Here is a 12,511-nt window from a genome sequence, read left to right as displayed (position 1 = left end):
GAAACCGGAGGTCCGTTCCAGGAACGCGCGGAAGTCGTCGGGCACCCTCATCGTCCACGAGGAGATCTCCTCGCGGCTCACCGGCGGCGCGAGCTCGACGCGTCCGCCTGAATCCGCCGCGAGCGCTTCCAGCCGGGCGATGACCTCGTCCACCATCTGGCCCCCACTTCCCCGTTCGTGTGCCCGAATTCAAGCACCGGCGGCGGACGCAATCCACCGATCGGTGGACCGGAGGTCGGCTCATCGGGCGCCCAGGGACGGCCGGGCGGCCGATTCGGCGACGACGTCCCGTCCGGGACCGCGCGGGGGCGGTCGCGGCGGCCTACGAGCGCGGCCTCCCCGGCTGAGCGATATGGACCTGTTCGCGGGGGAGGTGCGAAACCGGGTGGTTCACTAGGATGCTCGCGTGCGCGAAGATCAAGAGGTCCCGGACGACGGCGTGCTGACGGCGCCGATCCGGATGCCGGGCGGCGCTCCGGTGGCCGCGGACGAGCCCGCGGAGCGCGCCGCGAGCACCGTCCCCGCGCCGGTCCGCGCGTTCGGGCAGGACGTGGAGCGGCTGGCCGGGCTGGTCGCCCAGCTCGTCGAGAGCGCGGGCGTGCTGGGCGTGCGGCTGGACGGCGAGGTCAGCGACGTGCTGGCGGGCGCGGAGAAGGCGTTCGCCGAGGCGCGGGACGCGCGGCGGGAGGCCGCCCAGGCGGACGTCCTGGCGAGCGAGGCCGAGGCCCGCGCCGAGGCCGCCCGCCTGGAGGCCGTGGCGGCGCAGGAAGAGCTGGTCGAGGGGCTCGCCGCCGCGAAGGCCAGCATCATCGCGGCCCAGGAGAGCGAGGCCAACGCGTGGAAGGAGGCCGGCGCCCACCAGCAGGCCCGTGCCACGTCCGCCAACGAGGCCGCGCACGCCGAGGGGCTCCGCAAGCGCGCCGAGGCGGCGTGGAGCACCGAGCACCAGGCGCGCAGCGACGCCGAGCGCGAACGCGACGACCTGGCCGCGCGGCTGAGCAACGACCAGGCCGCGCTGGCCGCGGCCAAGAGCGACCTGTCGGACGTGCGGGCCGAACTGGCGGACGTGCGGGCCGAGTTGTCGGAGGCGCGCGCCAAGCTGGAGGCCGCGTCCGAGACGGAGCGGCGGCTGCGCGCGGAGCTGAGCGTCGTGCAGGGCGAGGTCGCGGGGCTGAGCGTGGAGCGCAACGCCGCGACGGCGCGGGCCGCCGACCTGGCCGCGCGCGCCGAGCGCGCCGAGCAGCTCGCCGACGCGGCCGACGCCCGGATCGACGGCGAGCGCGCGCGGGCCGACCGGGCCGAGGAGCGCGCGGACGCCGCCGAGATCCGCATCGAGCGCGACGCCGCGACCGTGCGGGCGCTGCAGGACACGCTCCGCGCGGCGCTCGACCTCCCGTCCATGGAGGATCTCGACGACGGCCGCGGCGTCCGGATCGGCGACGTGGGCGCGGTCACCGTCCAGCCGGGCGGCCTGGTCGGCGTCGACCAGGTCCCGGAGCTGATGGACGGCGAGCTGGCCGGGCGGTTCGCCCGCGCGATCCTGGCCGTCCGCGTCCACCAGGCGACCCGCCGCGCGATCGACGAACCCCCGGCCGAGCCCGCGGAGGCCGAGCCCGAGGAGTAGCGCGAGCACGAGCCGTCAGGCCTTGCCGGGCCGGCCGGAGGCACTGCTCCTGAGCGGAAGTTCCGCCAGGCGGATGCACAGCATGGTCACGGCGAAGCCGGCCAGGCCCTCCGCGAGGAGATAGGTGAGGACGGGGAGGCCGCCGGGCGGGTCCATCTCGAACGGCCCCACGCGGGCGAGGAGCGGCAGGCCCGCGAACGCCAGCAGCGCGCAGGCCCGGCGGCCCTGGTGGGACTTCGACAGGGCGGCGCAGGCGACGACGGCGATGGCCAGCGCGACGGCGAACTGGGCGTGGCTCCACTTCTGAGAGAAGGCGTACAGCCGATCGATGTCGTCCAGGTTCACCTGGCCGAGGTCGCCCTGGAACAGGAGGCTGAACAGCGGCTGCGACGAGACCGCGACGAGCACGCCCGCCATGACCGCGATCCCGGCGACGCGGGCGCGTCCGAGCAGGCGGGCTCCGTGCCGGGGGCCGGGGGACGCGACCAGCGACGCCGTGGCCAGCAGCGCGAGCGGCAGCGGGACGCCCGCCACGGACGACGCGACGAAGGCGTACGGGGCCTCACTGAAGCCCGCCCCCCAGATCGCGAGGAGGACCTGCGCGACGGTCACCGCGCAGGCGGCGGTGGCGGCGTGGCGGCGGGCTCCGCGCCAGGCCAGAAGCGCGATGACCGCCCAGGCGAGCCAGTAGGGCGCGGTGCCAAAGTACGCGGCGAGCATGGACCGCAGATGGCCGTCCTCCTCCAGGCGCTCGGCGATCACCATCCCCATCTGCGGCGCGTTGAGGACGAACCGCGCGCCCTCGGCCAGCAGCATGAGCATCGAGACGAACCCGGCCACGGCGAGCGCTCCCGGCCACGGCGACCCGGTGGCGTCCCCGGCGGCGCGGCGCAGCCGGATCCGGACGGCGCCCAGCAGCAGGTCGGCGGCGTCGGCGAGGCCCGGCCGGGTCTGTTCGGGCCGGGCCGCCGACAGCAGCACGTCCAGCATCTCCTCCCCGTGCTCGGCGCGGTGCGCGGCCGGGTAGCAGGCCAGGAGGCGGCGGTAGCGGAGTTCGAGCGCGCTCACCGGAGCCCCCCGAAGGCCGGGGTCGCGCCGCCGCGCGGGCGCGGGAACGCGGCCAGGCGGCGGGCGGCGACCCGCGTCCGGTGCTGGAGCGCCTCGACCTCGGCGGCCAGCGCGGCGGCGCCGTCCTCGGTGAGCCGGTAGTAGCGGCGCAGCCGGCCGTCCACGACCTCCTCGCGGTCGGGGGCGATGAGCCCCTCGTCCTGCAGCCGGTCCAGCGCGGCGTAGAGGGTGCCGGCGCGCAGCCGGGCGCGCCCGGCGGAGATCTGCTCGACGTCGGACATGATCCCGTAGCCGTGCTGCGGGCCGTCCGCGAGCGCGGTGAGGATCAGGAACGTCGGTTCCTGCATCGTCTTGGGCATGTCATCGTTATATATCGACCATCTGACTATGACAAGCCCGCGGGAACACGTCACCTGAGTGCCGCGGGAGCCGTGGGCGGGACGGCGGGACGGTCGGGCAGGACGCGCTCGACGCGCTCGTAGGGCCGTCCGGGCTCGGGACGGGGATCCTTCTGGCCGCGGTTCGGCCAGAAGGCCATGGCGCGCTCGGCCTGGGCCGTGATGGTGAGCGACGGGTTGACGCCGAGGTTAGCGGTGACCGCCGACCCGTCCACGATGTGCAGGCCCGGGTGGCCGTGGACGCGGTGGTAGGGGTCGACGACGCCGGCGTCGGGCGTCTCGCCGATGACGCATCCGCCGATGAAGTGCGCGGTCGTCGGGATGTTGAACAGGTCGAACCACGTCCCGCCGGGGGTGGCGTCGAGTTCCTCGGCGAGCATCCGGACGGCCTCGTGCGCGACGGGGATCCAGGTGGGGTTGGGCTCTCCGTCGCCCTGGCGCGCGACGAGCCTGCGGCGGCCGAGGCGGCCGCGCTTCTCGCCGATGGTGATGGAGTTGTCGGCGGTCTGCATGACCAGGGCGATGACGGTCCGCTTCGCCCAGTCCTTGAGCGACAGGCCGCGCAGGATGACGGTCGGGTGCCGGGCGGCCTGCCCGAGGAACTTCAGCCAGCGGGGCGCGCCGCCGCCGTCGACCAGCAGGGTCCGGATGACGCCCATGGCGTTGTTGCCCGCGCCGTAGCGGGTGGGTTCGATGTGGGTCTTGTCGTCGGGGTGGAACGACGAGGTGATGGCGAGGCCCGTGCTGTGGTCGACGTCCTTTCCGCGGTGCCAGACGGTCATGCGCTCGACGCCGAGGAGCGCCTCGGAGTTGGTGCGGGTGAGTTCGCCGAGGCGCGGCGACAGGTGCGGGAGGCGGCCGGCGGCGCGCATCCGGTGCAGGAGGCGTTGCGTCCCGTACGTCCCGGCGGCGAGGACGACGTGCTCGGCGGTCAGCGTCCGGCGGCGCTTGCGGAGCGGGCCGGTGTGCTCGACGGTCACCTCGTACCCGCCGGGCTCCCCAGGCGCCAGGGCGGTGACGGTGGTGTCGGGGATGACGCGGACGCCCGCCTTCTCCGCCAGGTAGAGGTAGTTCTTGGTCAGCATGTTCTTCGCGCCGACCTTGCAGCCGATCATGCAGGAGCCGCAGCCGGTGCAGGTGGTGCGGCGGGGCCCCGCACCGCCGAAGTAGGGGTCGGCGGTGTCCTCGCCGGGCCTCTCGCCGAAGAACACGCCGACCGGCGTCGGGTGGTAGGTGTCACCGGCGCCCATCCGGTCGGCGACACGCTTCATCGCCTCGTCGGCGGGCGTGACGAGCGGGTTCACGGTGACGCCGAGCATGCGGCGGGCCTGGTCGTAGAACGGTGCGAGCTCGTCCTGCCAGTCGGTGATGTGGCCCCACTGGCGGTCCTTGAAGAACGGCTCCGGCGGGACGTAGAGGGTGTTGGCGTAGACGAGGGAGCCGCCGCCGACGCCCGCCCCGGCCAGCACGAGGACGCCGGCCGTGCCGCCCACCAGGTGGACGCGCTGGATCCCGCGCAGCCCGAGGCGCGGCGCCCACACGTACCTGCGCAGCCGCCAGGACGTCTTGGGCAGCGTGTCCTCGTCGAAGCGGCGCCCGGCCTCGACCACCGCGACCCGGTAGCCCTTCTCCGCCAGCCGCAGGGCCGACACGCTGCCGCCGAACCCCGAACCCACCACGATCACGTCGAAGTCGAAACCGTCGGGCACCGCACACACCACCTTCGTCGGGGGAACGAAGGGGCCGAGTGTGGCCTCCCGGAGCGCCGCGCGCCATGCACGCGACGCAGCGATTCGGAAACCGTGTTTGTCAGCGGAGTGACAAAGCCCCCAGATCAGCGCGCGGACGCCGGGCCGAGGTCGCCGTTGACCATTCGCGCGTGCAGGATCAGCTCCATTTCCAGGCACCGCCGCGGGTCGCGCAGTTCGTCCCCGAAAAGGTCCTTCAAAGCGCGCAGGCGATGGCGGACGGTCTGCGGATGGACGCGCAGCCTGCGGCTCGCGTCGGCGGCGTTGAAATTGTGCTCCAGCAGGGCCAGCAGCGTTTCGGCGAGCCTCTCCCTCCGGGGCGGCGGGACGGCCAGCAGCGGCGCGAGCCGGACGGCGGCCGCGTCGTCGATCAGCTCCCCCGCCCGCGACACCACGAGCACGGGAACGTGCTCGGCGCTGCGGATCAGCCCGCCGTCCGGGATGACGCCGCGGGTCGCGAGGGCGAGGGTCTCGCGCGCCCAGCGCAGCGAGCCGGCGGCGCGCTCGACGGGGACGGCGGGGCCGAGCGCCACCGTCCACTCGCGCAGCAGCGCCTCGGGCAGCAGCGCCTCGGACAGCAGGCCGGGCCCCCTCCCGTCCGGGTCGGGGACGATCAGGCACGGCTCCGGCGCGGCGAGGTCGGCCAGCACCCCGTCCGGGAGCGCGAGCGGCGCCCGCGCCGGGCCGGGACGCCGCGGCCGGGCGGCCGCGGCGGCGACGGTCGCGGGCAGCGGCCAGCGCGCGTCCGCCGCGAGGGCCGCGATCCGCGCCGGGTCGGCGGGCGGCTCTGCCAGGAGCAGCCGCAGCAGCCGCGCGCCGTGCCGCCGCCGGCCCGGTTCCTCGCGGCGGTCCCGGCGCTCGGCGACCTCCGCGGAGTACCCGGCGGCGATCACCTCCGCGACGGCGTCCATGTAGCAGAACTGGGCGTCCACGACGAGGCTGAGCGCGGCGCGGTCGAGGTCGAGGCCGCCGGGGACGGCGCCGAGCGTCCGCCACGCGACGAGCGCGGACCGGCGCAGCGCCTGGTGCGTCTCCACGGGGTCGCGGCCGTCGCGCGCCAGGTGCCGCCCGACCCGCAGGTAGAACGCGGCGACCCGCTCCCAGCCCGCGCCCGGGTCCTCGACGAGGTCGCAGAAGTGCCGCATCCCCGCGGCGATCCCGGCGCGGGCGCGCCCGGCCTCCTCCTCGCCGATCTGCGGGTCGCCCCGGCGCAACTCGGCCAGCAGGCCGTCCGCCGCCCGGTCCACGTGCTGCCGCAGCCGCCGCCCCACCCAAGCGGGCACCGCCTCGAACGCGCCCACGTCCAACCCGATTCGCGCCATGCGCCGTTCCCCCCTGCCGAACGCCCGCCGAGCCGCGGAACGCTTCCCCAGCTTCGCGGAACCCCCGGAAGAAGGGTTGTCGCCGAAATAACCTGTTCCGCGCTCTTTCCTGGAGTCATCTAACAAACGTCGGCCCGGCGGGCGCGGCCACCCCGGTGAGGGCGCCGCAGCGCCCCCGGCACGCCTCGGAGCAACGTGAAGCCGGCCTCCCGACGCCGCCCCGGTAACGACCGCTCCCGCCGGGTCGATGATCTGCCGTGAACGGGTCTCTGGAGGATCGTGTGTCACGTCGCGTCATATCGCCGCGGTGCACTCTCTGGCTGAGGCACGAAACGGGCCGCAGACCAGACGAAAAACGCAGGTCGCTGGTCCATGTCTCCTTTGTCGACAGTTCCCGTGAGGTTCAGCGCCCTGAGCATGGCAAGGCCGTAGAAGCAGTGGTTTGCGACCTTTGCGGCCGGAGCGTCGATTTCACGGTGCTCAGTGTCAAGCACACGCGGCGAATGCGCACTCTGTGGCTCACGGCGCTGTTGTCCCTGCTGACGCTCAGCGGGGCGGGGCTCGTCTTCATCTTCAACATGGTCGCCGGCCCCGGCTGGGGCTACATCGACGCTCTGCCGACCTGGGCAGAGGCGACAGTGATCACATCCGGGATCCTGTCCATGTGGGTCGCCGGTCTCAGCCTCTTCTTCTGGTCGAACGAGTTCGGCATCAGGTCGCTCCACCGATGGCGGTACACCGGCCAGCAGGTCATCGCCGACAGCCGGCGCGGAAGTTACGTCGGGACCTGCCCGGGCACGTGGGACGGGCAAGACCCGGCGCATGACACCGGCACGGCTCCTTGAGCCGTCCCCCGCGGCGCGGGTGGACGAGGCACGGGTGGACGAGGCACGGCGCCAGAGTCCTTCTCGGACGGTCAGGAGTCGGCGAACGCGTCCAGGCCCGAGATCTTCCAGTGGCCGTCGTGGCGGGCGGCGGTGACGGTGAGCATGGCGGGGGTGTGGGTGCTCGCGCCGTCACCGGTGCGGGTGGTCTGCTGGTCGGCGAAGACGAGGACGGCGGCGCGGTCCCCGGTCAGGGTGGTGACGGCGCTGTCGGTGACGCGGGTGCTGAGCACGGTCTTCGCCTTCGGGGCGTCCTCGCGGACCTTCCCGAAGACCGCCTCGTACTGGCGGACGGCGTCGCCGGTGAGGGACGCGCGGACGGCCTCCGACGTCCGCCCGGGAGCAGCGTAGTCGTAGGAGAACACCCTCCCGATCATGTCGGCGACGGCGCCCTTGACCTCGCTGGTGGCGGCGCCGTCGGTGAGGGCGGTGTTGCGCGCCGACGGGTCGTCGCGCAGGCCGTCCGCCTGCCGGAGCGCCCCCGCGCCGAGCGCGGCGAGCAGGACGGCGGCGAGGCCGAGCACGACGGGCGAGGATGCGCGGGCCCGCCACCCCGCGGTGGTCCGTACGGTCTGTTCGGCCATGTCACGAAGCTCCCGTCATGTCACATGCCCTCCGTGGGTGCCCGGCCCAGCCGGCTGAGCTTCCAGCCGGCGGACGTCCTGGTCAGCTCGCCGATAAGGCGGCTCTGCCTGGTCGCCGGGTCCCCGTCCGGCGAGGTGACGGTGATCTCGACGGCGACCAGCATCCGGGCCCTGCCGGAGCGCTCGTCCAGCTCGGCGACGGCGGCGTCCAGGATGCGGGCCCTGGTGATCGTCCGCGCCTTGGCGACCCGCCGCTCGAAGTCAGGACGGCCCTGCGCGATCTGCCGGTTCAGGTCCCCGGTGGTGGAGTCCTGCCAGGTCTTCAAGCCGGGTCCGAGGGAGCGGTAGTCGAGCGTGTTGAGGTTCTGGACGCCCTGCTCCCCCGCCTCCAGGACGTCATCGCGCACGCGGGAGTAGGCGCGGGCATCGTCATGCGCCGCCGAGTACCAGGTCCAGCCCGCCCAGACGGCGAACAGCAAGGCAAGAACAAGCAGAGCACCCGCCGTCCGCTGCGGAGTGTCATCCGGTCTGAGCGGGGTCCGGGCTGAGCGTCGGGGCTTCTCGTCTGGCATGCGGGCCTCTCAGACCGAGGTGAGAGCGGTGATCGTCCAGTGGCCGCGGTCGCGGTGCGCGGTCACCATGAGCTGCGCGGCGGCGGGCGTCCCGTCCGGGGCGCCCGCGCGGGTGGCGGTCTGGTCGAGGAAGACCAGGAGCCGGGCGGTGTCGCCGGTCAGCGAGACGACTCCGGCGCGCGCGACGCGGGTGGTCAGCGTGACGCGCTGCGCCGGGGCCTGCCGCCTGACCTGCACGAAGAGTCGCCGGTACTCGTCCAGCGCCCGGCCGGACAGCTCGCGTCCCGCGGCCTGCTCGGTGGCGGCGACGTCGTCCGGCGCGTAGCTGAACACCCGCGCGAGAGCCGTCGACACGTCCCCGATCACCTCGGTGGTGGCGACGTCGTCCAGGACGGCGGTGTCGCGCGGGTTCTCCTCGCCGTCCAGGAGGTCGCGCGCCGGCCCGGCGGCGGGACGCAGGGCCAGCGCGAGCACGGCGAGGACGAGCGCGACGGAGAACGGCCGGGAGAGCCGGCGCGGCCGCCTCATCGCGCACCGACCGGGATCGCGGTGAGCGATTCGAGCCTCCACCCGGCCGGCGTGCGAGCCGTCCCCGCCTCGAACCGCTTGCGCTGCAAGGTGGGTGCGCCGCCCCGCAAAGCCAGCTTCACCTGCACGGACGCGATGACCTTCGCCTTGCCCTCCCGGACGTCGAGCGACGTGACGGCGGCTCCGGTGACGGTCGCCGCGGCGGTGGTCCGCGACTGGCCGATCTTGGCGCGGTTCTGGGGCTCGTCCCGGGCGAGCTGGTCGTGCAGCGCGCCGGTGGAGGCGTCCCGCCAGGCGCGCAGCCCTGCGTCCACCCGTGCGGGATCCATCGAGTTGAGTGCGGCGATCTGCTCCCGCGCACTCCGCAGCACGACGTCCCGCGCGCGCTCGGGCCCGCTCCGTGCGTCCGGCTCGCCGTGCCAGGCCGTCCAACCCGACCAGGCAAGGAACACGGCGGCGGCCGCGACCGCCGTCCACCCGGCGAGGAGTCCGCCCCGCCGCCTCCGGGCCTTCCGCCCACTCGTCGCGGTCATTCGCCTGCCCCCTCGACGCCGAGCAGGCCGCCCATGCCGGTGGGGCCGTCCGCGACACCGGGCAGGGCGAGCGCCGCCGGCAGGTCGGACGATGCGGCGGAGAGCACCGAGCCCGCCCGCGCCGGAGCCGGGACCGGACGGCGCGGAGCGTTGCCCGCGCCGCGCACGTTGACGCCGCTGGACGGTGGCAGAGCGCAGCGGGCGGCGGTGTTGAGCGCGGGAGCGGGCGAGGTGTCGAGACCGTTGCGGTACTTCGTGCCGCCGTAGCCGCTCGTGCAGTCCGCCGGATTGAAGAACGTCGTGACCATCCCGAAGTTGAGCCTCCCGCCCTGGGCGACCGACATGCCGGTAGAGACCGCCGCGGGCAGCTTCGCCAGGAGCTGCTCCAGGCCGTCCGCCCGGGGTTCCAGCAGGTCGGACGTGGTCAGCAGGTTCGCGACCAGGACGCTCAGGGACGGGTCGAGGTCGCGCACCAGCGTCCGGAACTCGCCCGCCGCGCCCGGCGCGGTCGACACCAGCTTCCGGAAGGCCGGGTCGGACTCGCGGAGCTGCTCGGCAAGGAGCCGCGCGTTGCGGCCGAACGCCTTCAACGACGCGGCCTCCTGGTTCTGGGTGCGCAGGACGGTCTCGCCGTCGCCGATGAGCGCGGTGGTGGGCCCGGCGTTCTCGTTCGCGGCGCGGGTCAGCGACCGCGTGCCGTCCAGGAGGGCCTGGAGGTTGGGGCCCTGCCCGGCGAACGCCTGGCCCAGCTCCCCGACGACCGTCCGCAGCGCGTCGGTGGGGACGGACGAGGCGAGCGCGTTCACGCTGGTGAGCAGGTCCGTCACCGGGGCCGGGACCGCCGTGGACGAGCGCGGGATCACCGAGCCGGCCGCCAGGTACGGGCCCGCGCTCGTCGCCGGGCGCAGGTCGATGTACTGCTCGCCGATCGCCGACCGGTTCGCGACGACGGCCCGCGTGCGCGCCGGAACCCGCGGCGCCGACTTCTCGATCTTCAGGTCGGCCAGCACGCCGTCGCCGGTCAGGCGCAGCGCGCCGACCCGTCCGACCGAGGTGCCCCGGTAGGTGACGTCGGCGTTCTCCGCGAGGCCGCCCGCCTCGGCGAGGTCGGCCCGCACGACGTAGTAGTCGCGGTAGCCGACGTACCCGCCGAGATCGGCGTAGAAGAGCCCGACGTAGCCCATGGCGAGCAGGCCGACGACAAGGAACACGAGGTTCTTGACCCTGGTGGCCGCGGTCAGCATCAGTCCCCCTGCGCGGGCTTGATCGGCGGGACGACCTGCGTCCCCGGCCGGGCGGTGATCTGGAGGTACACGTTCAGGTAGTCGCCCTTCACCGCGGGCAGGACGGCGTCGGTGAACGGATACGTCACCAGCACCTGCAGCGCGTCCGGCAGGTCGCGGCCGGCGTCGGAGAGCCTGCGCAGCGTCGGTTCGAGGGCGCGCAGGTCGGCGATCATGTCGTCCCTGCTCCGCCGGACGGTGGTGACCGCCGCCCGCGACAGCTCGTCCAGCGACCGCAGCATCCGGACGAGCGCCCCGCGCTGCTCCGCCAGCACCGCGAGGCCGGGTTCGATGTCGTCGAGGGCGACGCCGATCTGGTCCCTGCGGGCGCGCAGCGTGGCCGACAGCCGGTTCAGGCCGTCGAGGGCGTCAGTGATCCCCTGCCGGTTCGCGTCGAGGCCGCCGACGAGCTCGCGGGCCTGCTCCAGCAGCGACCGGACCTGCGGCTCGTTGCCGCCGAGCGCCCGGTTCAGCTCGACGGTGATCGTCCGGAGCTGCGCGATGCCGCCGCCGTTCAGCAGCATCGACAGCGCGCCGAAGACCTCCTCGACCTCGGGGTTCCGGTTCGTCCGGGACTCCGGGATCACCGCCCCGTCCACCAGCCTGCCCGGCCCGGCCCCGGCGCCGCCCGGCGGCCCGGCGCTGAGCTGCACGAACTTCTCCCCCAGCAGGCTCGACTGGCGCAGCTCGGCGTAGGCGTTCGCGGGGAGCCGGACGTCGGCGTCGACCTTCATGGTGACCTCGGCCGTCCAGCCGTTCCGGGGCAGAGCGACCTTCACCACCCGCCCGACCGCGACGTCGTTGACCTTCACCGCCGACTGCGGGACGAGGTTCAGCACGTTCGCGAACCGCGCCCGCACCGTGTACGGGTGGTCGCCGAGGTCGGCGCCGCCGGGCAGCGGGAGGTCCGCCGCACCCGAGAACCCGCAGCCGCCGAGGCCGGCGCAGGCGAGGGCCGCCCACACCGCGTGCCGGATCATGGTGCCGCCTTCCGGGGCCCGGCCACCGGCAGCGGCGGGGCCAGCTCGCCGAGGTTCTGCCGCCCCATCAGCGACCGCGTCGCCGGGTCGTAGGCGTTCAGGATGTTCGTGGCGTTGAGCGGCTGGACGTCCAGGGCCTCCGCCAGCGACCGGCGCTGCTTCACCAGCAGCTGCGTAAGGTCGGCGAGCTTCCCGACGTTCCCGGCGATCTGCCGCCGGTTGTCGTGCACGAACACCTTGACCCTGGCGAGCGCCTCCGCCAGCGCCCGCAGCGCGGCGTCCAGCTCCTCCCGGTCGTCGGCGAGGAAGCCGGAGACGTCGGCGAGCTGCCGTTCCGCCTCCCTGACCTGCCCGTCGTTCGTCTTCAGCGTCGTCGTGAACGTCTGGAGGCCGCGGATCGTGGCGAACAGGTCCTTCTGCGAGCCGGACAGCGTCTTGGCCGCCTGCGCCATCCGCTCCGTCGTCGTGCGGATGTCGCGCCCGTTGCCGCTCAGGTTCTCCGCGCCCGTCTCGAGGAGCCGCGACAGCGCGCCGTCCTTGTTCAGGCCCTTGGGCCCGAGGTCGGCCGCGAGCTTGCGGATGCTGTCGTAGACCTTGTCGAGCTCCATGGGCGTCGCGGTCCGCTCGGCCGGGATCACCGTCCCGGTCGTCATCTTCGGGCCGGACGTGTAGGCGGGCGTGAGCTGGACGTACCGGTCGGCCACCAGGCTCGGCGCGACCGCCACGGCCTTCGCTCCGGCCGGGACGTCCACACCGCGGTCGACGGTCATCACCGTCCGGACCTGGGTCCCCTCCGCCCGGACGGACTCGACCGTGCCGACCTTCACGCCCAGGACCCGCACGTCCGAGCCCTTGTAGACGCCGACGGCGCTCTGGAAGTACACGGTGATCCGGGTCCCGCCCGGGTCGTGCAGGGCGACCAGGACGCCGGCGGCGACCGCCAACGCGAGCGCGGCGGCGACCAGCGGGGTACTCAAGCGGCGCAGC

The 12,511-nt window shown here is 74.2% G+C and carries 13 protein-coding genes; 2 read left to right on the top strand and 11 right to left on the bottom strand.

Going from position 1 to position 12,511, the window contains the following annotated elements:
- Positions 1–406: 406 nt before the first annotated feature.
- Positions 407–1,624 carry a hypothetical protein gene (locus AB0C84_RS03285; protein WP_361060624.1) on the top strand — a complete coding sequence of 406 codons (1,218 nt, stop codon included), beginning with the start codon at positions 407–409 and terminating at the stop codon, positions 1,622–1,624.
- A gap of 15 nt (positions 1,625–1,639) precedes the next feature.
- Here the strand turns inward: AB0C84_RS03285 and AB0C84_RS03280 are convergent, their stop codons facing one another.
- The 4 genes from AB0C84_RS03280 to AB0C84_RS03265 all read right to left on the bottom strand — a co-directional run bounded on the left by AB0C84_RS03280 (position 1,640) and on the right by AB0C84_RS03265 (position 6,160).
- Positions 1,640–2,692, bottom strand: coding sequence for a hypothetical protein (locus AB0C84_RS03280; RefSeq protein WP_361060622.1), 1,053 nt, complete (start codon positions 2,690–2,692; stop codon positions 1,640–1,642).
- The gene (locus AB0C84_RS03275) at positions 2,689–3,051 is read right to left on the bottom strand and encodes a PadR family transcriptional regulator (protein WP_361060620.1); all 363 of its coding nucleotides are present in this window, start codon (positions 3,049–3,051) and stop codon (positions 2,689–2,691) included. The genes AB0C84_RS03280 and AB0C84_RS03275 overlap by 4 nt, the downstream gene beginning before the upstream one ends.
- Before the next feature lie 50 nt (positions 3,052–3,101).
- The gene (locus AB0C84_RS03270) at positions 3,102–4,799 is read right to left on the bottom strand and encodes a GMC family oxidoreductase (RefSeq protein ID WP_361060618.1); all 1,698 of its coding nucleotides are present in this window, start codon (positions 4,797–4,799) and stop codon (positions 3,102–3,104) included.
- A 125-nt stretch (positions 4,800–4,924) separates the two neighbouring features.
- Positions 4,925–6,160 carry a helix-turn-helix domain-containing protein gene (locus AB0C84_RS03265; protein ID WP_361060616.1) on the bottom strand — a complete coding sequence of 412 codons (1,236 nt, stop codon included), beginning with the start codon at positions 6,158–6,160 and terminating at the stop codon, positions 4,925–4,927.
- Positions 6,161–6,663: 503 nt separating this feature from the next.
- Here AB0C84_RS03265 and AB0C84_RS03260 point away from each other — a divergent pair.
- The gene (locus tag AB0C84_RS03260; RefSeq protein WP_361060614.1) at positions 6,664–7,005 is read left to right on the top strand and encodes a hypothetical protein; all 342 of its coding nucleotides are present in this window, start codon (positions 6,664–6,666) and stop codon (positions 7,003–7,005) included.
- A gap of 71 nt (positions 7,006–7,076) precedes the next feature.
- On the opposite strand, the gene AB0C84_RS03255 is transcribed toward AB0C84_RS03260, so the two are convergent.
- From AB0C84_RS03255 to AB0C84_RS03225, 7 genes are all read right to left on the bottom strand, one after another.
- Positions 7,077–7,628: a hypothetical protein gene (locus tag AB0C84_RS03255; RefSeq protein ID WP_361060612.1), complete on the bottom strand. Its 552-nt coding sequence runs from the start codon at positions 7,626–7,628 to the stop codon at positions 7,077–7,079.
- Between the two features lie 20 nt (positions 7,629–7,648).
- Positions 7,649–8,107, bottom strand: a complete 459-nt coding sequence (locus AB0C84_RS03250; RefSeq protein WP_361060610.1) for a hypothetical protein — start codon at positions 8,105–8,107, stop codon at positions 7,649–7,651.
- A 102-nt stretch (positions 8,108–8,209) separates the two neighbouring features.
- A complete protein-coding gene (locus tag AB0C84_RS03245; protein ID WP_361060608.1) occupies positions 8,210–8,728 on the bottom strand; it encodes a hypothetical protein in 519 nt (172 codons plus the stop codon).
- Positions 8,725–9,261, bottom strand: a complete 537-nt coding sequence (locus tag AB0C84_RS03240; RefSeq protein WP_361060606.1) for a hypothetical protein — start codon at positions 9,259–9,261, stop codon at positions 8,725–8,727. Before AB0C84_RS03240 ends, AB0C84_RS03245 begins: the two co-directional genes overlap by 4 nt.
- Complete coding sequence (locus tag AB0C84_RS03235; protein WP_361060604.1) at positions 9,258–10,505, bottom strand: MlaD family protein; 1,248 nt, start codon at positions 10,503–10,505, stop codon at positions 9,258–9,260. Before AB0C84_RS03235 ends, AB0C84_RS03240 begins: the two co-directional genes overlap by 4 nt.
- Complete coding sequence (locus AB0C84_RS03230; RefSeq protein ID WP_361060602.1) at positions 10,505–11,524, bottom strand: MCE family protein; 1,020 nt, start codon at positions 11,522–11,524, stop codon at positions 10,505–10,507. Before AB0C84_RS03230 ends, AB0C84_RS03235 begins: the two co-directional genes overlap by 1 nt.
- Positions 11,521–12,501: an MCE family protein gene (locus AB0C84_RS03225; RefSeq protein WP_361060600.1), complete on the bottom strand. Its 981-nt coding sequence runs from the start codon at positions 12,499–12,501 to the stop codon at positions 11,521–11,523. The genes AB0C84_RS03230 and AB0C84_RS03225 overlap by 4 nt, the downstream gene beginning before the upstream one ends.
- Positions 12,502–12,511: the final 10 nt, after the last annotated feature.

Source organism: Actinomadura sp. NPDC048955 (assembly GCF_040649435.1).
GTDB classification, from domain to species: Bacteria; Actinomycetota; Actinomycetes; order Streptosporangiales; family Streptosporangiaceae; genus Spirillospora; species Spirillospora luteofluorescens.
Note: the sequence above shows the minus strand (reverse complement) of the source record. Positions and strands in the feature narration are given on the sequence as shown.